The organism is Mesonia ostreae (assembly GCF_031845265.1).
Taxonomy (GTDB): domain Bacteria; phylum Bacteroidota; class Bacteroidia; order Flavobacteriales; family Flavobacteriaceae; genus Mesonia; species Mesonia ostreae.
Window position 1 is genome coordinate 47214 of record NZ_JAVRBG010000001.1, and the last position, 19298, is coordinate 66511.

At 33.7% G+C, this 19298-nt stretch carries 19 protein-coding genes; 12 read left to right on the plus strand and 7 right to left on the minus strand.

Annotation, left to right across the window (positions count from 1 at the left end):
• Nucleotides 1-284 precede the first annotated feature (284 nt).
• From RLT85_RS00265 to RLT85_RS00275, 3 genes are read left to right on the plus strand one after another with little or no spacing between them, the layout of a single operon-like run.
• Entirely contained in the window at nt 285-1034 is a 750-nt protein-coding gene (locus RLT85_RS00265; RefSeq protein ID WP_311400040.1) for a cyclase family protein, read from the plus strand.
• Between the two features lie 3 nt (nt 1035-1037).
• Nucleotides 1038-1679, plus strand: coding sequence for a DUF4230 domain-containing protein (locus RLT85_RS00270; RefSeq protein ID WP_311400041.1), 642 nt, complete (start codon nt 1038-1040; stop codon nt 1677-1679).
• A gap of 2 nt (nt 1680-1681) precedes the next feature.
• On the plus strand, nt 1682-2062 hold the full coding sequence (locus RLT85_RS00275; protein WP_311400042.1) for an MmcQ/YjbR family DNA-binding protein: 381 nt from the start codon (nt 1682-1684) through the stop codon (nt 2060-2062).
• Here RLT85_RS00275 and RLT85_RS00280 read toward each other — a convergent pair.
• Nucleotides 2050-2583, minus strand: coding sequence for a TlpA family protein disulfide reductase (locus RLT85_RS00280; RefSeq protein ID WP_311400043.1), 534 nt, complete (start codon nt 2581-2583; stop codon nt 2050-2052). The two genes, RLT85_RS00275 and RLT85_RS00280, sit on opposite strands and share 13 nt — an antisense overlap.
• Nucleotides 2580-3200, minus strand: a complete 621-nt coding sequence (locus tag RLT85_RS00285) for a hypothetical protein (protein ID WP_311400044.1) — start codon at nt 3198-3200, stop codon at nt 2580-2582. The genes RLT85_RS00280 and RLT85_RS00285 overlap by 4 nt, the downstream gene beginning before the upstream one ends.
• A gap of 57 nt (nt 3201-3257) precedes the next feature.
• On the opposite strand from RLT85_RS00285, the gene RLT85_RS00290 reads away from it, so the two are divergent.
• The 4 genes from RLT85_RS00290 (at nt 3258) to RLT85_RS00305 (ending at nt 7998) form a co-directional block, all read left to right on the plus strand.
• On the plus strand, nt 3258-5030 hold the full coding sequence (locus tag RLT85_RS00290; protein WP_311400045.1) for a MutS-related protein: 1773 nt from the start codon (nt 3258-3260) through the stop codon (nt 5028-5030).
• Nucleotide 5031: 1 nt separating this feature from the next.
• Nucleotides 5032-6027, plus strand: a complete 996-nt coding sequence (locus RLT85_RS00295) for a metal-dependent hydrolase (RefSeq protein ID WP_311400046.1) — start codon at nt 5032-5034, stop codon at nt 6025-6027.
• 97 nt (nt 6028-6124) lie between these two features.
• Nucleotides 6125-7303: a DUF748 domain-containing protein gene (locus RLT85_RS00300; RefSeq protein ID WP_311400047.1), complete on the plus strand. Its 1179-nt coding sequence runs from the start codon at nt 6125-6127 to the stop codon at nt 7301-7303.
• Between the two features lie 113 nt (nt 7304-7416).
• Entirely contained in the window at nt 7417-7998 is a 582-nt protein-coding gene (locus RLT85_RS00305; protein WP_311400048.1) for a PhnA domain-containing protein, read from the plus strand.
• Between the two features lie 102 nt (nt 7999-8100).
• Here RLT85_RS00305 and RLT85_RS00310 read toward each other — a convergent pair whose 3' ends face one another.
• From RLT85_RS00310 to msrA, 5 genes are all read right to left on the minus strand, one after another.
• Nucleotides 8101-9438, minus strand: coding sequence for an MBL fold metallo-hydrolase (locus RLT85_RS00310; RefSeq protein ID WP_311400049.1), 1338 nt, complete (start codon nt 9436-9438; stop codon nt 8101-8103).
• Between the two features lie 4 nt (nt 9439-9442).
• On the minus strand, nt 9443-10327 hold the full coding sequence (locus RLT85_RS00315) for a sterol desaturase family protein (RefSeq protein ID WP_311400379.1): 885 nt from the start codon (nt 10325-10327) through the stop codon (nt 9443-9445).
• A gap of 128 nt (nt 10328-10455) precedes the next feature.
• Nucleotides 10456-11589, minus strand: a complete 1134-nt coding sequence (locus RLT85_RS00320) for a PQQ-dependent sugar dehydrogenase (RefSeq protein ID WP_311400050.1) — start codon at nt 11587-11589, stop codon at nt 10456-10458.
• 208 nt (nt 11590-11797) lie between these two features.
• A complete protein-coding gene (locus RLT85_RS00325; RefSeq protein ID WP_311400051.1) occupies nt 11798-12112 on the minus strand; it encodes a hypothetical protein in 315 nt (104 codons plus the stop codon).
• Between the two features lie 43 nt (nt 12113-12155).
• On the minus strand, nt 12156-12683 hold the full coding sequence (gene msrA / locus RLT85_RS00330) for a peptide-methionine (S)-S-oxide reductase MsrA (protein ID WP_311400052.1): 528 nt from the start codon (nt 12681-12683) through the stop codon (nt 12156-12158).
• A 152-nt stretch (nt 12684-12835) separates the two neighbouring features.
• Here msrA and RLT85_RS00335 point away from each other — a divergent pair, with 152 nt between their 5' ends.
• The 5 genes from RLT85_RS00335 (at nt 12836) to RLT85_RS00355 (ending at nt 19201) form a co-directional block, all read left to right on the plus strand.
• Nucleotides 12836-13504: an ABC transporter ATP-binding protein gene (locus RLT85_RS00335; protein ID WP_311400053.1), complete on the plus strand. Its 669-nt coding sequence runs from the start codon at nt 12836-12838 to the stop codon at nt 13502-13504.
• Nucleotides 13504-15213, plus strand: coding sequence for an LIC_10190 family membrane protein (locus RLT85_RS00340; protein ID WP_311400054.1), 1710 nt, complete (start codon nt 13504-13506; stop codon nt 15211-15213). Before RLT85_RS00335 ends, RLT85_RS00340 begins: the two co-directional genes overlap by 1 nt.
• Nucleotides 15210-15974, plus strand: a complete 765-nt coding sequence (locus RLT85_RS00345) for a TIGR02757 family protein (RefSeq protein WP_311400055.1) — start codon at nt 15210-15212, stop codon at nt 15972-15974. Before RLT85_RS00340 ends, RLT85_RS00345 begins: the two co-directional genes overlap by 4 nt.
• 73 nt (nt 15975-16047) lie before the next feature.
• On the plus strand, nt 16048-17256 hold the full coding sequence (locus RLT85_RS00350) for a sensor histidine kinase (protein WP_311400056.1): 1209 nt from the start codon (nt 16048-16050) through the stop codon (nt 17254-17256).
• A gap of 10 nt (nt 17257-17266) precedes the next feature.
• On the plus strand, nt 17267-19201 hold the full coding sequence (locus RLT85_RS00355; RefSeq protein ID WP_311400057.1) for a BatA domain-containing protein: 1935 nt from the start codon (nt 17267-17269) through the stop codon (nt 19199-19201).
• The last annotated feature ends 97 nt before the right edge of the window (nt 19202-19298 follow it).

Sequence of the window (19298 nt, forward strand, 5' to 3'; positions counted from 1 at the left end):
CATAAGTTTTATAGTCTTAATTTTGCATAAAAATTATCTGTATGTTTTCCCAAGGACAACTTTTTTTTGCGGGCTTTTTTGTCGTAGCTTTTGTTATTATTATAATAATTAGCTATCGTAAAGATTTAAAATTACATAAAAAATACTATAAAGGCAGCCTATTCGTTCTCTTGGGCTTTCTGATTTTTATTGGGTTTTTATTTGTGGTTAAAAAATTCTTGCAATAAGTTCATTTTTCTTTTTTAAAATAAGAATTATGTATCTTCGTAAGCCTAACCAAGCTAATGAAAGCAACTATACTATTAGATCAAAAAGAAATTCATGTTAACCTTAATGAGCCTATAGATATTTCTTTAAGGCTTAGCGCCGAAGAAAATAATCCTACGGCTTGGTATTTGGATGCCCCAAAAATTCAACCTGTGCAAGATGGCGATTGGATTGCGAAAGTAAGTGAAGGCGCTTCGGTTAATTTTAATAACATCGCATTTAATCCGCATGCCCACGGAACCCACACGGAATGCGTCGGACATATATCCAAAGAGTTTTATAGCATTAACGATTGTTTACAGCAGTTTTTCTTTTCGGCCAAAGTGGTTAGCTTAACGCCAGAAGCTCGTGGAGAAGATTTGGTCTTCAGCAAAAAGCAAATTGAAAAACATTTCCGTAAAGGAGAAGCAAAAGCTATTGTTATTAGAAATTTACCCAATTCAGAAAAAAAACGAAGCATGCATTACAGCCACACCAATTGGCCTTATCTTTTGGAAGAAGCGGCACTTTATTTGCGAGCTTGTGGCGTAGAGCATTTGCTGATTGATTTACCCTCTGTAGATAAAGAAAAAGACGACGGGAAGCTATTGGCACACCACGCCTTTTGGGATTATCCCAATAACACCCGACTTAAAGCTACAATTACTGAAATGATTTATGTGCCTCCAACGGTGGAGGATGGAAATTATTTACTTAATTTACAAATCGCATCGTTTCACAATGATGCGAGCCCAAGCAAACCGGTGTTGTACAAAATTGAATCTTAACTTATGGAATTACTATTTATAGGCCTTGCTGCCGGAGCCATTGTTGCCTATCTCATCTACTCATTTTTTAATAAGAGTAAAAAGAAGGAAAAAGAGCAACAGCAATCTGTGGTGTTGATGGAGAAAATTAGAGCGGTTTGTAAATTTATTACGGTAGAAGGAGATTTTTCTGAAATTTACCATTACGCCAATGTAAAAGACAAATGGCTCAACTTATTTTTAGGAAGCAAAAAAGCCTTGGTGCTTATTGAAGCGAAAGCGCATATTGGATTTGATTTGACCAAAATAAAAATGAATTCTGATGTGGAAAAGAAAACTATTATTTTAAGTAATTTTCCTCTCCCCGAGCTTTTATCTATTGAAACAGATTTTAAATACTACGATAAAAAAGAAGGCTGGGCCAACCCGTTTACTTCTTCAGATTTAACTGATATTAACCGGGAGGCTAAACAATATATTGTAGAGAAAATCCCAAACAGCGGCTTGCTAAACGAAGCTTCTAACCAAGCTTTAGAAACCATTCAGCTTATGGAAAAACTGGTAGAAACCATCAACTGGAAATTGGATTATTCTTCCTTAGAAATAGGAAATAACACGACAGCTCCTTTACAAGATAAGAGAAAAGATGCCATCGAAAATTTGTAAGTATGGAAATTGATGAATTAAGAGATTACTGCCTCTCCAGAAAAGCCGCTACAGAAGATTTTCCTTTTGATGAGCACATCTTGGCATTTAAAGTAAAGAACAAAGTATTTGCTTTAACCAACCTAAAAAAATGGGAAAAAGGAGATCACAGTATTAACTTAAAATGTGATCCAGAAAAAGCCATCGGACTCCGTGAGAAATATCCTGAAGAAATTTATGGAGGTTACCATATGAACAAAAAACATTGGAACACCGTAATCCTTAACGGACCTCATTTTACAACTAAAAACATTCAAAGTTTTATTAATCACAGCTACGAGCTCGTGGTTAGCAAGCTGACTAAAAAACAAAAAGAAGAGTTGAAGAGTCATCAATCCAATTGAGATTTTAATATTTGAATATGTTCATCTAAATTTTGACTGCAATTACTTTGAACTATCAAGTTATTATTTTCATCTAAGATAAAGAAATCTGCATACCCCATAGATTTTTGATTACAGGAATCACATAAGTTTTCTACTACTCTTTTATATTTTTTATTATTAAAAATAGCTGAGTCATCTATTATATATACAGGAATTTGATATCCCTTAAAAAATAAATAGTCTTGTAAATATTGCTTATTTTTTTTATTCCCAAAACTTACGACAAATAAATCAAGATTTGATATTTGCTCTTTATAAAAAGTATTGATAGTAGGCATCGATTCTACATTATACGGGCATCCTGTTTTAAAAAAATAAACAACTTTTAGTTTCTTTTTAGAACTAAACACTAATTGCTTAAGATCATCAATAGATAAAACATCAAAACTTAAAACAGGTTTTGTTTCAGTATTTATATTTTGTGCCTTGATATTTATAAACACTAATAATATAGCTAAAAAAAGAGTTAGTTTTTTCATTGATTAGAGACTTTTAATAAATGTTCTCTTTTTTCTTTTGACATATTCCAAGAATCTTGAAAATCCATATTTAATAAAACTATATGTATATTTTCGTCTCTATCTGTTTGTTGCCTTTGCAGAACTTTATACCATTTAGAAAGTTCTTTTACACTATCTGGTTTTTTAAGAAAAAGAGCCCAGTTTAAAACAAAATAATAATCTACTTTATCTTTTTTAACTATAGGTTCTTGAGTTTTATAATTAACCAAATTATTAAACCAATCATCTACAAGAATTGCTTTTTTAGAAGGTTTATTCTTTATTTTCTTAAAGTTAGAAAGCTTTTTCTCTACTTCGTAAGGTTCAATACTTTCCAAATAAAGACCTTTATCATTAAAAACGTGAACTAGCGGACCTGCCAAATAACCCTCATTATTAAATTTTATAAATGCTTCAAAATCATTAAAAACGAACACATCCTCATTTTTAAAATCTAACGCATGAGTGTTGACATATTCTTCTATTGTTTGGCTGTTTTCAAACTTAAATCGATCTTCGTTTTGTGCATTTATATTTAAAAATGTCAGCAAAAATAAGCTAGTTACTTGCATTACTTTAATATAATAATTCCTCATAATTCCTAATTAATTTATAAAGATACTTATTTTAGCAGAAATATTGTAAAAGCAACCATGCAAGACCCACATACCACCTATTCTTCTTATATTCTCACGTACAGTTACCAACTTAAAAAACTAAAACAACAACTTTTTGTATCTAGCATGCTGAGGCTTGTTCTTTTTTTGCTTTTAGCTTTTTTAGTGTATCACTTCTTTGGAAACACCAAAGTAATTGTTGGGACTGTGATTGGTGCGATTATCGGATTTATTTTTTTAGTATCGAGGCACGCCAACCTTCAGCAGAAAAAGAAAAAGTTAGAGGCTTTAATTGGCATTAATGAAACAGAAATCAAAGTTTTAAATCGGGATTTTCAGGAGCTCCCTACTGGGGAAGAATTTGCAAATTCACTTCATCATTTTAGTCAGGATATAGATTTATTTGGGAATCGCTCTTTCTTTCAATACCTCAACCGGTCTGCTTTAGCTTCAGGAAAAAAGAAATTAGCGCAACTTTTAACCAGTAACCACATCAATTTTATTCCGAAGAAGCAAAACGCAATTCAAGAACTTGCCGAAAAAGTAAAATTTAGACAAGAATTTTCTGCGGTGGCGCAATTGGTAAAAGTAGAAACCAGCACACATATCATTTTAAATTGGCTCAAGCAATACAAAACTTTTGTGCCTTCGTTTATTTCGTGGCTGCCCAAAGTTTTTTCTGTACTTTCTATAGCAGTAATTGCGGCTTATTTTACAGATTTAATTTCGGGATATATTTTATTAGGATGGATGATTTTAGGTTTAGTGATCACCAGCAGATACCTAAAAAACATTAATGAGCTTTCTTCTCGGGTGAGCAAAGTGCAAGAAACCTTTAGACAATATTATCAATTATTAGCGCTACTAGAGAAAGAAGAGTTTAGCAGAGAATTATTAAAAAAAGAAAAAGAGAAAATCATCAATGATAAACACAAAGCCTCACAAACTTTAAAGCGTTTTTCTAAGGCAATTGACGCCTTAGACCAGCGAAATAATTTACTCTTTGGCGTTTTTGGAAACGGATTTCTACTTTGGGATTTACAACAATCTTTGAAGTTAGAACGGTGGATTGTGAATCACCGTCAAGAAGTGGACGAATGGTTTCAAGTAATCGACTTTTTTGATGCGTACAATTCTTTGGGGAATTTTGCCCTGAATCACCAAGAATATGTGTTTGCTATTATTAATGAAGATGAAAATACCATAAAAACCACTCAAGCGGTGCACCCTTTAATAGATCCTGAAGAGGCGGTCACCAACGATTATCAAATCAAAAAGGAAGATTTTTTTATCATTACGGGTGCCAATATGGCGGGAAAAAGTACCTTCTTAAGAACGGTTTCTTTACAAATCATGATGGCTAATATAGGTTTACCTGTTTGTGCTAAAACTTGTGAATACTCGCCCATTAAATTGATTACGAGTATGCGCACCGTAGATAGTTTGGCAGACGAGGCTTCTTATTTCTTTTCAGAATTGACGCGTCTAAAATTTATCGTGGAAGAAATTAAAACAGATCGTTATTTTATTATTCTGGATGAGATTTTAAAAGGAACCAACAGTACTGATAAAGCCATTGGTTCTAAAAAATTTATAGAAAAATTAGTCGGTTCTCATTCTACAGGCATTATTGCCACACACGATTTAAGTCTTTGTGAGGTATCTAAAGAATTACCTCAGGTGAAAAATCATTATTTTGATGCTGAAATAGTAAACAACGAACTCTTTTTTGATTATAAATTTAAAGATGGAATTTGCCAGAATATGAATGCTTCTTTTTTGCTTAAAAAAATGGAAATTGTAGATTAATATGGATTCACTTACCCAAATCGTTTTAGGAGCTGCTGTAGGAGAAGTAGTTTTAGGAAAAAAAGTAGGCAATAAAGCCATGTTGTATGGAGCTATTGCGGGTACCATTCCAGATTTGGATGTATTAGCCTCCCACTTCACCCATACCGTAAATGCGCTAGAAATACATAGAGGCTTTACGCATTCTATCTTTTTTTCGGTGTTATTTGCGCCTATTTTTGGCTGGCTGGTTTCTCGTTATGAAAAATTAGGTTCTTTTAAGGAATGGTCTTGGTTATTTTTTTGGGGCTTTTTGACTCATCCCCTACTCGATGCCCATACCACTTGGGGAACGCAATTGTTTTGGCCGCTCGACCTGAGGTTAGCGTATAAAAATATTTTTGTCATCGATCCTTTATATACCATTCCGTTTTTAATTTGTGTGATTTGGGCCATGCGATTACCTAAAGAGGCCACTAAACGAAGAAAAATAAATCACTTAGGACTCATTTTAAGCTCCTCGTATTTAATAATTACACTTCTTCTAAAAGCCTATACGTATCCAAAATTTATACAAGCTTTAGATAATCAAGGAGTTAATTATACTTCCGTACAAACCAAACCTTCTGCTTTTAATAGCATTTTATGGACGGCGAATGTAGATACGCCAAATGCCTACCTCATTGGGCATTACTCGATTTTTGATACTCAGCCTATTAAATTTGCTAACTATCCCAAGCAACATCAACTACTCGGAGAACTTAAAGAAGAAGAAAAAGTACAACAACTTATTAAAATTACTGAAGGCTGGTATACCATTACTCAGAAGGAAGAAGGCTTATTTTTTAATGATCTAAGGTTTGGCGTCTTAGGTTTTTCTCCTACAGAAGATAAGTTTGTTTTTAGCTATGAACTTATAGGAACTCCAACAGGTATAAAGGTAGAAGAAGTCGAAAAAGACAGAGAACAAGCCAAAGAGTTAATGGGAGAATTAGGAAATCGCATCTTAGGAAATTAATACTTACTGAAGTCGCATTTTCTTCAAATCCTACTTTTGTGAGTTTCTTAACTTGAAGTTAGTCTAAAAAAATCCAAATTAGCTTAAAATATGAGGCATGAACAAGCGGCAGCATCGAAAAAGATTTAAGAAGAAAAGATATATAATCCCTATAGCACTTATTATTTTACTCATTGCGTTTCGCCTGTATCTACCAACTTTGGTCAAGAATAACCTCAATAAAGTTTTAGCAGATATTCCTGGTTACCACGGTGCAATTGAAGACGTAGACCTTTCTTTATGGCGTGGTGCTTACCAATTGGAAGGCTTATACCTCAATAAAATAACTGCTAAAAGTGAAGTCCCATTTTTAAACTTCCCAATGACCGATATTTCTATTGAATGGAGGTCTCTCTTTAAAGGTAAAATTGTAACCGAGATTGAGATGCACAATCCAGAAATTATTTATGTTCTAGAAGATCAAGAAGAAACTCCTAATGAGGGAGAAGCAGATACCGAAGATTGGACAAAAGCTTTAACAGATATTGTTCCGCTAGACATTAATAGTTTTGATATTTATAATGGGAAACTTGCTTTTGTACAGTTAGAATCTGACCCTAATATTGATTTAAGCATTCATAATTTAAGACTAAGTGCTAAAAATTTGCGCAATGTAAAGCAGACAGAAAAAGTGCTTCCGTCTACGATTACGGCTACCGGAACAAGTATTGGAAATGGGAAATTAAATTTGGACGGAAAAATTAATCTTATTAAAGAAATACCAGACCTAGATATGTCTCTTTCCTTGGAAGACGTAGATGCAACAGCCTTAAATGAGTTTACTAGTTTTTATGCCGGTCTAGATTTTGAAAGTGGAACTGTTGGTGTTTTCACTGAATTTGCTATTGCAGACGCTCACCTTAAAGGATACGTTAAACCTCTTTTAACCGATACCAAGTTAATAGGAAAAGAAGATGGCTTTTTAGAAACGTTATGGGAAGGCTTTGTGGGCGTTTTTAAATTTATTTTGAAAAATCAAGGTACCGATACGGTGGCTACCAAAGTGCCAATAGAAGGGGATTTTAGTGAAGCAGGAACCAAAATTTTACCTACCGTTTTAAATATTTTTAAAAATGCGTGGATTCAGGCGTTTACGGGAAGCGTTGATGGTAATATAGAATATCAAGATGCTTTTAAAGAAAGTAAAAAAGACGATAAAAAGAAAGCTAAAGAAGAACGTAAGGAAAAGCGTAAAAAGGAAAAAGAAGAAAGAAAAGCAGAAAAAGACAAAGAATAGTTCAATTAAGTTAAAAATTTCGCTTCCGCGGAAGCAAAACTAGTACGTATCTATTAGAAATTTTAAAGTAGAAACTCTAAAAAACGGCTATCTTTACTTTTTATAAAATTATTATGAGCTTAGACCAAGATTTAATGCAACGCGCAGATTCTAAATGTGAACTCTGCGGAAATAAAGAAAACCTAGAAATTTACGCTGTTCCTCCAGAAGAAAAACTCAAGGTAGATACCACAGTGCTTACTTGTGAAACTTGTTTTGATCAATTACAAGATCCTGAAAAAATAGAACCTAACCATTGGCGATGCCTTAACGATAGTATGTGGAATACCACTCCTGCGGTACAAGTAGTAGCTTGGCGCATGCTCACCTGTTTAAAAGATGAAGGTTGGCCGCAAGATTTGCTAGATATGATGTATATGGAAGAAGATACGTTAACTTGGGCGAAATCTGCTGGCGTAGAAGAAGAGGAAGCTCCAAAAGGATTGGTACATAGAGATAGCAACGGAGTTGTGATAGAAGCGGGTGACACCGTTGTTCTCATTAAAGATTTACCAGTAAAAGGTTCTAGTATGGTGGCAAAAAGAGGTACGGCTGTACGAAGAGTCTCTCTGGTTCACGATAATGAAGAGCATTTGGAAGGAAGAGTTGACGGACAACAAATTGTTATTCTTACCAAATTTGTTAAGAAAATGTAAGCAAAATTTTTGCTCCTATTATAAATTTAAAAATCCGTCTTAATGCTAATAGTTTAGCTTGGAGACGGATTTTTTTATGCAAATATATTATTTAAAGAATCTTTACAAAAACTCTTTAATGTCGTTGCTTAAGTCCAACACTTCTAATTGAGGAAGTTTATTTTCTAAAATACTGCTTCCAGCCGCACTTCTATATCCTGCGGCACAATGTACCACAACAGGTTTATCTGTAGGAAGTTCATGCGCTCTTTCTCTTAGTTCGTGTAGCGGTATGTTGATAGAACTTTTAAAAGGCTTATTTTCTTCTACTTCGGGTTTGTTTCTAACATCTACAATGGTATAATCTTTTTCATTTCCTTTTAACTTCTCTCCCGATATTTTTGCTGAAGTTTTTAATAAGCGATGCTCAATAGTAAGTATTCCCTTCAGTTGTTTTTCGTAACCAATTTTTGCAATTCGTTCTAGATTTTTATCAAAATTAGTCACTGAATCTACCACTAAGTAAAATGGTTCTCCCGGTCTAACAATTGCTCCCAACCAAGTTTCTAATTTTTGTGCTTCTCTAATGGCTTCAATATTAATACTATTAGGCAAATGACCTGCTTTAAAATCTTCTATTGCTCTGGTATCTACCACCGTAATATTTTGATCTACTTGAGATCTATTGATGAGTCGAAATACTTCTCCTAAACTTTTTTCTATATTGCTGGCTCCTACTTTATTGGTATCAACATCAAAACCAAAATAATGCGGAATCATAGGTTGGTCTTTTAAAATTTCTTGAACAAACTCTTCTTCGGTTTGCTCTTTAAAAGCCCAATTGCTTAAACGTTCTTGTCCTAAAGTGGACGAAGAAGCATCACTCATATTTTTTCCGCAGAGAGAACCTGCTCCGTGTGCAGGATAAATTACGGTTTCGTCTGGTAAATCATTAAATTTTGTCGTTAGCGTATCGTACATAGCTTTCGCTAGCTCTTCTCGCTTTGCCCGCATATTTCCTGCTTTCTCTCTTAAATCTGGTCTACCTACATTTCCTATAAAAATCGTGTCGCCTGTAAAAAGTACTTTTTCATCTGCTTCTTCTGCCAAAATACAAATACTATCTGGCGAATGTCCTGGAGAATTAATGGCAGATAATTTTATGTTTCCAATAGAAAAATGATCGCCATCATCGAATTTATTATGAGGATACTCTGCTCCTAATAATTCACTTACATAAATAGTCGCTCCGGTTTCTCTATGAATTTGCAAATGGCTGCTTACAAAATCGGCATGCGGATGTGTTTCTATCACGGCTACAATCTTAGCGTCTTGCTCTTCCGCGTAAGCGTAATATTGCTGCGGATTTCTTGAAGGGTCTATTACTGACATTTTACCATCTGAAACTATGGCGTAAGAATAATGCGCTAATGCCTTGTCGTTAAACTGTTTAAGTGTCATCTTATTAATTTTTATAATGTTTCTTCTGAAAGGGATGCATGGTTTGATGGACAAATCCACCTGGAAAATCTTCATCTCCTTCAAAACCTAATTCTATATTTTTTCCGTTTTTCGGAATATAAGCGGTTCTAAATAAATAGTCCCAAATGCTAAGAGAAAGACCAAAATTCATTCCTTTCTTAAATTTCTCTGGCAATTCTTTAGAATGGTGCCAAATGTGCATTTTTGGATTGTTGATAATATAGCCAAAATAACCGTAACTCCAACCTAAATTAGCGTGATTAAGATGCCCTATAAAAACGGCAAACATATGTACCACAAAAAATTGCTGAATTCCAAAGCCAATCATTGCCAAGGGAATATATTGCACCGATTTATAAAAGATAGTTTCCATAAAATGGAATCTAAATTGCGCGGCAAAGGCCATTTCTTTTACACTGTGGTGCACTTTGTGAAATTCCCACAACCACGGTCGGCGGTGTAACTGTCGGTGTACATTCCATTGTATGAAATCGGCAATGACAAACATAATGAGCAGTTGCACCCATTGCGGAAAGTGTTGCACCTCTATAGCCACCAGATTCGTAATCCCAAATAAAGATAAAACATCATTAAACAATTCTACGCCCACATTAGAGATGGCATTGTAGCCTACTAGTGAAAACAGAAAGAAATTAAAGAGAATATAGAAACTGTCTAACCAAAAATCTTTTCTTAAAATACGCTGATTTCTTCTCCACGGAATCACAATTTCTAAAACCCAAACCAAAAGTGATAATCCTATGAGCCAGTAGAAATAATTGTATAAAGAGGGATTAGCTATTTCTTCTACCAAATAATTGAAATAACCCGTAAAAGAATCTTGTATTATTTTAAGATATTTGTTCAAATCTAGCGCTGTTTTTTCTCTGTCTATCTCAGTAAGACTTTTCTTACGTAACACATTCAGTTTATTATCAACTTTCCTAAGCTTTAAAAAAGTCTAGATGAAATTTATGGGTGCAAAAACCATACTTATTATCTCTTTTTAGAAATTAATTTTACAATTCCTAAGTTTTCTACACCTATATAAATAAAGCCGTCATCTGCTTGATGAATACTTCTTACTCTTCCTACATCTTCCAATAATTTTATTCTTTTGGTCACTTTCTCGCCTTCTAAAGCTAAAAATTCTAGGTATTGAAACTTTAAAGAACCCACTAAAAGTCCGCCTTTTAATTTTGGATATTTATTTGAAGTTACAAAAGCCATTCCGCTGGGTGCGATACTGGGTACCCAATAATGTATGGGTTGCGTCATTCCTGGCGCGCTCGTTTTATCTGTGATGCTCGTACCGCTGTAATTTTTACCATAAGTGACGATTGGCCAACCATAATTTGCTCCCTTTTTTACAATATTTATTTCATCGCCGCCTTTTGGACCGTGTTCGTGCAGCCAAATTTCTTTGGTTTGTGGATGCACTTCCATTCCTTGCGGATTTCTATGTCCGTAGCTAAAAATAGCTTTTTTCGCTTCCGCGGAAGTGTAAAAAGGATTGCTTTTGGGAATACTTCCGTCATCGTTTAAACGGTAAATTTTCCCTCCGTCACGAGTAAGATCTTGGGGATTTTCATCTCGATTGCCTCGTTCTCCTATAGAAAAATAAACGTGATTTTCTTTATCAAATACAATTCTGCTTCCAAAATGTTGTCCTCTAGTTGTGTTGGGTGTGGCTTTGTACAAGAGTTCTTTTTGTACTAAACTCGCGTTTTCTAATTTGGCTCTCATCATAGCTGTATTACCGCCTTCCGTATTCCCTTCCGCGGAAGCGTAAGTAATATAAATCCATCCGTTATCACTATAATTAGGATGCAAAGCAATGTCTAAGAGACCGCCTTGTCCTTTTTCATACACCTGAGGAACATTTTTAATACGTGTTTTTTTATTATTTTTTACCAGCAACAAATCGCCTTTCTTTTCGGTAATTAGCATAGATTTATCTGGAAGAAAGACAAAACCCCAAGGATTTTGAAGATCATCTACTATAACTTCGTAGGTGTATGTGGTGCTTGGAGTTTGTACTTTTTTTTCATTCTCCGCTTTTTGTATTTGTCCGCATGCAACAAAACAAATCAGTAAAGCAGGAATAAAAAGAGATTGTATTTTCTTCATTTTTTCTTTTAAAAGTAATGAAAATAAGCAAAACAAAGCCTGAACTTTGTATTTAAATGCAGAATCTCTCACTGAAGAATTAGATTATTTCTTAACTGAATCAGGAGTCTCGCTAACAGTAATTTTCTTGGGCAATTTGATCTTATTATATAAAAAAGCCTTTCCGTTTTTGACGGAAAAGCTTTCATTATATATCAAAAATATAGGTTTAAATTACCTCAGCATCGATTACAGTATCGTGCAAATCTTCTGCGCTAATTCCGTTGAAAACGTAAGCATACACCCACATAATTGTAAAGGAAGGAATAATATCTGTAAATGGTAAAATTTCCTCTATAAATACAAGAATCGAAGCGATTTTACCCTTTTTTCCAGGATACATTTCAGACATTTTTTTGGCAGCGTAAGGTGCCCATAAAATATCTAAAAAAGGTCCTACCACAGGAATTGCCATAGAGAGCATTCCCACGCCATCATAAAGTAAACCTTTAATTAATTGTTGGTATTTTATATGTAAATTCATTTGTTCTTTTCTTATTATATAACAAAAAAAGTGCCGAAATGCTTTATTCGTTCAATAAATAAGCAAATGATTCTCTTAATTTCTTGAGTTTAGGGTTGATAATTATTTGACAATAGGGTTGACGTGGATTGTTATTATAAAAGTTTTGATGCTGAAATTCTGCCTCGTAAAAATTGGTATACGCAGTAACCTCAGTGACAATCTTATTTTCAAATATCTCCCTATTCAATTCTTCTATTACTTTATGGGCAATTTCTTTCTGCTGCTCATCTTCAAAGAAAATAGCACTCCTGTATTGGGTTCCCACGTCATTTCCTTGTCTATTTAAAGTGGTAGGATCATGTGTTGCAAAAAATATATGAAGAATTTCTTCGTAAGAAACCTGCTCTGGATTGTAGGTAAACTGTAAAGCTTCGGCGTGTCCCGTTCTTCCTTCTACCACTTCTCGATACGGAGGATTTTTTATTTTTCCGCCAGAAAAACCAGATTTTATTTCGGAAATTCCTCTTACCCGTTGAAAAACAGCTTCGGTACACCAAAAACATCCATTGGCTAAAGTGACTTGTTTCATTTCTATTTTTTCTTTAAAATTAAAAGAAGTTTTTTAGCATTAAAACCGCTGGCATTAAATTAACGCTGATTTATGATTTATACCACGCATCCTTATGGTTTCAAAAGAAAAACCTATTTTAGCCTAGAAAATCTTGCGCAAATAGAATACCGATGATTCAAGTTAGAAATTTACACAAATATTATGAAGATCTTCACGTACTTAATGATGTCAATCTTGTGATAAAAAAAGGAGAAATCGTTTCTATAGTTGGTGCTTCGGGAGCTGGAAAAACAACTCTTTTACAAATTTTAGGCACCTTAGATTCTCCTAGTAAAAAGCACGATTCTCTGCTAAAACTGCATCAAACTGAGGTAAATAAACTCTCTAAAAAAGACTTGGCTAAATTTAGAAATCAGCATATTGGGTTTATTTTTCAGTTTCATCAATTGCTACCTGAATTTACGGCCTTAGAAAATATTTGCATTCCGGCTTTTATTCATAAAACCCCAAAAGAACAAGCCGAAAAGAGAGCCTTAGAGCTTTTAGATTTCCTAGGTCTTAAAGATCGCAAGGATCATAAACCAGGACAATTAAGTGGTGGTGAGCAACAACGTGTGGCGGTTGCTAGAGCTTTAATTAATAATCCTGAAATTATTCTTGCCGATGAACCTTCAGGGAATTTAGATTCTGAATCTGCGGAAAACCTACATCATTTATTCTTTAAATTGCGAGAAGAATTTGGTCAAACTTTTGTGATCGTTACTCACAATCAAGATTTAGCTAATATGGCCGATAGGAAACTGGTCATGGTAGATGGTAGTATAACTCCGCCCAAATAATGTTTTTTATCGCTGTTTCTTGGCTCTATATTTTTCTAGCTTCTGCGCTAGTAGGCCTTTTTATTCAGCAAAAATTAAAACTTCCTTTTCAAGCCTTAGTTATTCAGTGTTTAGGATGGTTTGGGATTGCTCTTTTAGCCAGTATTTATGCTTTATTTTTTCCGTTAAACGGAATTTTTCATCTTGTCTTATTAAGTTTCGTTTTCGTTTCAGGATTTATTTATAAAAAAGAGTTTTTAAAACTCATTCAGGATCTTTGGAAGCTTTTTAAGCATCTGAAAATTGGCTTTAAAGTATTTATCGGAATTATTTCAGTTCTTATTCTTGCCAAATGCGCTTCGGCTCCTTATATCTTAGACAATGAGTCTTATTATATTCAAACCATTAAATGGCTTAATGAACATGGATTCGTAAAAGGCTTAGCCAATTTACATTTGTTTTTAGGTCAAACCAGTGGTTGGCATATTTTGCAAGCCGCTTTTAATTTCGACTTTCTCTACGCTAATTTCAATGATCTTAGCGGCTATTGTCTGCTATGGGGAAACCTTTATTCCGTAAAGCTTTTAAACGATTATTTTAAAAATCCACGCCAAAAAAGTCTTTTGTTCTTTGCCGCGTTTCCTTTGCTCAATGTTTTCTACTTTAGTTTTATAGCTGCTCCTTCTCCAGATATTCCAGTATATGTCATCAGTTGGTATGTTTTTTATCTCGTTTTTACCCATTTTGAACAGATTAGCCCCAAGTTATTAATTAGTATTTGCCTACTCATTTACTTTTTGATATTTATAAAACTTACCAATGCGTTTTTACTACTTCTTCCATTATTCTTTTTTGTTCAAAATTTTAAAAGACACCAACCTGTAATTCCATTATTTTTAATCTCTGGAGTTTCCACTTTGGTAATAATTTGTTTAAAAAATATTATGGTAACCGGAGTTCCCTTATACCCTATTTCATTATTTGGTTCTCTATTTAGTTTTGATTATGTACTTCCTGCAGAATTACAGAAGTTTTACTACCACACTACCCAAGCATTTGCATACAAGTTATCGCCAAATCAGTATGCAGAATTAAATGCTTGGCAATTGTTTTGGCATTGGCTAAGCTTACCTAAACTACACGGTTTCTTCAATAAATTTGTTATAGTATTGAGTGCCGTAACTCCACTTTTTATAACAAAAATAGCTAAGATTGAGCTCAAAAAAAGTAGTTGGTTCCTTTATATAATTGGTATATTTCAGCTTATTATTTTAGGACTCACTTCTCCCCAATATCGGTTTTTTTTAAGTATTATTTTTTTGTTCATTTCATTAATAAGTCTCTATTTTTTACAACATAAAAAGCTAATTTCCAGTTTAATGGTTCTTTCTCTAATCGGAGTTATGATTCATACCTTTTTTAGCTTTTCTCTGAATTCATTCACCAACAATCCTTTTGCGACGCAAAGTTCTAGCTTTCAGTTGAAGCAAATTGTATTTCCGCATAAAAACTCCCGTTATTCGTTTGACTATGAACACTTATTCTTAGATAATTTAGACTACCATTCTCCCAAGAAAAATGATTTCTTCTGGAATACTGGCGATGGTCCTCTTCCTACCGTAAACAAAGATCAAATTCACTATTTTAAAGATAATTTCCGTTATATTCCGCAGCAACGAGGAAAAGATTTAAAAGAAGGTTTTTACAGCAAAAAATTACCAGTGGAATGAATAAAAAAGAATTAAAAGAGTTTTTAGACCATAAGGTTACGGAATATGAAAAACCACAATTTATATCCACCGATCCTATTCAGATTCCGCATTTATTTTCGCAAAAAGAAGATATAGAAATTGCTGGTTTTCTTACCGCTACCATCGCTTGGGGAAATAGAAAAAGCATTCTTAAAAATGCACATCGGCTTATGGAAAAGATGGACCATTCGCCTTATGACTTTATCAAAAACCATCAAGAAAAAGATTTGGACTCACTTACGGGATTTGTTCATCGTACATTTAATGCAGATGATTTATTCTATTTTATAAAAGCACTTCAAAATATCTATAAAAATCACCAAGGTCTTGAAGGTATTTTTACCAAATTTAGCTCGCCTACTTCTACACAAGAGGCAATTCATGAATTTAAAAAAATATTCTTTGCATTAGAGCACGCAAAAAGAACCGAAAAACATGTAAGCGATCCTGTAAAAAAATCCGCAGCAAAACGTATCAATATGTTTTTAAGATGGATGGTACGTTCATCAAAAAATGAAGTAGATTTTGGACTCTGGAAAGGTATTTCTCCAGCTGCTTTATCTTGTCCCTTAGATGTGCATAGCGGGAATGTCGCTAGAAAATTGGGAATCTTAAAAAGAAAGCAAAATGACGCTAAAGCCTTAGCAGAATTAGATACAAAACTAAGAAAATTGGACCCCAAAGATCCTGTAAAATATGATTTTGCTCTTTTTGGTTTAGGGGTTTTTGAAAAATTCTAAATATAGCTGTAAATCTATACTTACTTTTTTATCTTTACTTAAAATTAACTACCCCCAAAAGGTGTGCGTGTTTATGAGTACTCAAAAAACTTCTCCCCAAGAATTAAAACGATTACAAGCTTTAGAAGAATACCGCATTTTGGATACGCCAAACGAAGCAGAGTATGATGAAATTGCGCAGTTAGCGGCTAAAATTTCTGACAAGCCTATTGCTCTTATTTCGTTTATCGATAAAAATAGGCAATGGTTTAAATCTAAAATAGGTTTTGATGTATGTGAAACCGACAGAAATATTTCTTTTTGTACGCATGCCATCGAGGCCGAAGATGAAATCCTAGAGGTTAAAAACGCACTAGAAGATGAACGCTTTAAAAACAATCCTCTTGTAACTACATCAGATTTACCTGTGATTTACTATTGCGGTTTTAAGCTAACCGATAGTAAAGGAATTACTCTAGGAACACTTTGCGTTATAGATCACATTCCTGGAACTATGGACGAAAGTCAAAAAGCTTCTTTAAAATCTTTATCCAATCAAGTGGTGAAATTACTCGAGCTAAGACGTAGTTTTGAACTGTTGAAGAAAGCAGAAAAATCTTTAAAAGAGAAAAATACCTTACTCAAAGATTTTGCAGGAACCGTTTCGCACGATATAAAAATGCCCTTGGCCAATATGATTTTAACGGTAGATCTTATTAAGAAAAAGTACCTTACGGTTTTAGATGAGGAAGGAGTGCACTACCTAAATTACTTAAAGCAATCTAGTTTTAGATTAAGCGAATACATTACAGGTATTTTAAATTTATATGAAAGTGAAGTCAATACGCTACAAAACGCAAAAGACACATTTGATTTTAAAAAGCTGTTAGAAGAAATAATCGATTTGTTTAATATTCAACACGATTGCGAGATTCAGCTACCAACCAAAAATCTAGATCTTTACTGCAACCGGACAGCTTTAGAGCAAATTTTATTGAACCTTATTGGGAACAGTTTAAAATATAACGATAAAGAAAATATTGTCATTAAAATTAAATGTAAAGAAAAAGACGAGCATTATGTATTCTCTGTGCGGGATAATGGAGTAGGTATTCCAAAAGAGAAACAAAAGGACATTTTTAATCTATTTTCTACCGCCGGCATACAAGATCGCGATGGTAATAAAGGAAATGGGATTGGCCTTTCTACCGTAAAAAAATTGGTAGATAAGTTAGGCGGAGAAATTAAAGTAAAGTCAAAACTAGGAGAGTTTACAAAAGTTTCATTTACCATAAAAAAGTAATTAATCTAAGATGCTATTTAAAAACCCTGCCGTTTTATATGCTTTAGCTCTATTGATTATTCCTATTCTTGTACACCTTTTTCAACTGCGAAGGTTTAAGAAAGAATACTTCACCAATGTCGCTTTTCTTAAAAAAATACAACAGCAGTCTAGAAAAAGCTCTAAGATTAAAAAATGGTTGGTTTTACTTTCTAGATTATTGGCATTTGCCGCTATTATTATTGCCTTTGCCCAGCCTTATTTTCCTGCGGAAGACAGCACTATTAAAAAGGAAGATTTGGTGGTTTATCTAGATAACTCCTTTAGTATGCAGCAAGAAGGAGCTAACGGTACGCTATTAAATGATGCGGTGCAAAGTTTCATCACTTCTATTCCCGCTCAAAAAGAATTTACACTTTTCACCAACGATAAAGTCTATCGAAATACAAGCCTTGATAAAATTAAAAACCAACTGTTAGAGATTGATTTTACCGCAAAACGTCCTAGCTTAAAATCTTCGTATCTAAAAGCTCAAAATCTTTTTTCTTCGGAAAAAAATAGACGTAAAAGTTTTCTAGCACTAACCGATTTTCAAGCCAATGCTATTGATTCTGATGACATTTTTGAGAAAGAAATTCATACTGTTTTGATTCCGCTTCAAGCGAAAGAGCAACAAAATGTAAGTATTGATTCGGCGTATATCGCCAATAAAATCAATCAAGACTATCAAATGCATATTCGGGTTTCTTCCAATAAAAAATCCGAAGATATTTTTCCTATCGCCATATACGGTCAAGAGCAACTACTGGCAAAAAGCAGCATTAGCTTTGCAGATAGTTTGGTAAGAAAAGTGGTTTTTAACTTAAACGAAAAAGAAATTTTTTACGGAAAAATAGCCTTAGAAGATCAATCTTTAGATTATGATAATCGCTTATTTTTTAGCATAAACTCCCAACAAAAGATAAAAGTAGCTGCCATTTCTGCGGAAGAGGATCGCTTTCTTGAGAAAATTTTTAACAACAAAGAAACTTTTGAGTTTTATAGCTTTAAAGAAAATGAAGCCGATTATTCCGTCTTAGAAAACGCCGACTTTATTGTACTTAATGAGCTTTCACAAATTCCTACAAGTTTACAAACCTTGCTTCAACAAAAACTGAAGCAAGAGAAAAACGTACTGATAATTCCCGGAAGTAACATAGATATTTCCAATTACAATAGCTTTTTAGGAACGCTTAATCGCGCTAAAATCATCCAAAAAAAGAATCAGGAGTTAAAACTTACTCAGATTCGGTTTTCGCATCCTTTGTTCCACAATGTTTTCCGTAAAGCAATTTCCAATTTTGATTACCCAACAATTTATGAAAGTTACGAAATCGACGATTATGGTTCTCCTGCCCTACTCACCAGCGATAACGCAGGCTTTTTAACCGAAAAAAACCATCTGTATCTATTTAAGTCGGCTTTAAATCAAAAGATAACCAATTTTAAAAGTTCTCCACTTATTGTTCCTGTCTTATATAATATGGCTAGGCAAAGTGTTTCTATTCCTCAATTGTATTATGAAATTGGAGAAGTAAATGCGATTGATATTCCTACGCCTTTAAATCAAGATAAGGTCTTGCATTTAACGCAAGGAGAAGCAGATTTTATTCCGTTGCAACGAAAATTAAACGAACAAGTAAGAATTACCACAGCTCCAGATCTTCCTATTTTAGCAGGCAATTTTGAAGTAAAAAAACAAAACGAACTCATCACCAGTTTAGGTTTTAATTACAACCGAAAGGAAAGCGACTTAGAGCTATATCCTACTGAAAAGTTTCAAAACGTAGAAATTAAAAATAGCATTACTCACTATTTTTCTAATTTAAGAAACCAGAGTGAAGTAGATGAACTTTGGAAATGGTTTGTTATTTTTGCAATTCTATTTTTAGCGATAGAAATGTTGTTGCTCAAGTTTCTTAAATAAAGAACTTTCAAAAAATATTTGAAATTGAAATTGGGATATGATTGTTAATTTTGGAGGGAAATCTGTACAGCAATAAACTTCCATAAGAGAATAAAGC

Excerpts from the sequence above, each read along its gene's own strand:
- RLT85_RS00265 (WP_311400040.1), top strand. The coding sequence starts at position 285 with ATGAAAGCAACTATACTATTAGATCAAAAAGAAATTCATGTTAACCTT.
- RLT85_RS00270 (WP_311400041.1), top strand. The coding sequence starts at position 1,038 with ATGGAATTACTATTTATAGGCCTTGCTGCCGGAGCCATTGTTGCCTAT.
- RLT85_RS00275 (WP_311400042.1), top strand. The coding sequence starts at position 1,682 with ATGGAAATTGATGAATTAAGAGATTACTGCCTCTCCAGAAAAGCCGCT.
- RLT85_RS00280 (WP_311400043.1), bottom strand. The coding sequence starts at position 2,583 with ATGAAAAAACTAACTCTTTTTTTAGCTATATTATTAGTGTTTATAAAT.
- RLT85_RS00285 (WP_311400044.1), bottom strand. The coding sequence starts at position 3,200 with ATGAGGAATTATTATATTAAAGTAATGCAAGTAACTAGCTTATTTTTG.
- RLT85_RS00290 (WP_311400045.1), top strand. The coding sequence starts at position 3,258 with ATGCAAGACCCACATACCACCTATTCTTCTTATATTCTCACGTACAGT.
- RLT85_RS00295 (WP_311400046.1), top strand. The coding sequence starts at position 5,032 with ATGGATTCACTTACCCAAATCGTTTTAGGAGCTGCTGTAGGAGAAGTA.
- RLT85_RS00300 (WP_311400047.1), top strand. The coding sequence starts at position 6,125 with ATGAACAAGCGGCAGCATCGAAAAAGATTTAAGAAGAAAAGATATATA.
- RLT85_RS00305 (WP_311400048.1), top strand. The coding sequence starts at position 7,417 with ATGAGCTTAGACCAAGATTTAATGCAACGCGCAGATTCTAAATGTGAA.
- RLT85_RS00310 (WP_311400049.1), bottom strand. The coding sequence starts at position 9,438 with ATGACACTTAAACAGTTTAACGACAAGGCATTAGCGCATTATTCTTAC.
- RLT85_RS00320 (WP_311400050.1), bottom strand. The coding sequence starts at position 11,589 with ATGAAGAAAATACAATCTCTTTTTATTCCTGCTTTACTGATTTGTTTT.
- RLT85_RS00325 (WP_311400051.1), bottom strand. The coding sequence starts at position 12,112 with ATGAATTTACATATAAAATACCAACAATTAATTAAAGGTTTACTTTAT.
- msrA (WP_311400052.1), bottom strand. The coding sequence starts at position 12,683 with ATGAAACAAGTCACTTTAGCCAATGGATGTTTTTGGTGTACCGAAGCT.
- RLT85_RS00335 (WP_311400053.1), top strand. The coding sequence starts at position 12,836 with ATGATTCAAGTTAGAAATTTACACAAATATTATGAAGATCTTCACGTA.
- RLT85_RS00340 (WP_311400054.1), top strand. The coding sequence starts at position 13,504 with ATGTTTTTTATCGCTGTTTCTTGGCTCTATATTTTTCTAGCTTCTGCG.
- RLT85_RS00345 (WP_311400055.1), top strand. The coding sequence starts at position 15,210 with ATGAATAAAAAAGAATTAAAAGAGTTTTTAGACCATAAGGTTACGGAA.
- RLT85_RS00350 (WP_311400056.1), top strand. The coding sequence starts at position 16,048 with ATGAGTACTCAAAAAACTTCTCCCCAAGAATTAAAACGATTACAAGCT.
- RLT85_RS00355 (WP_311400057.1), top strand. The coding sequence starts at position 17,267 with ATGCTATTTAAAAACCCTGCCGTTTTATATGCTTTAGCTCTATTGATT.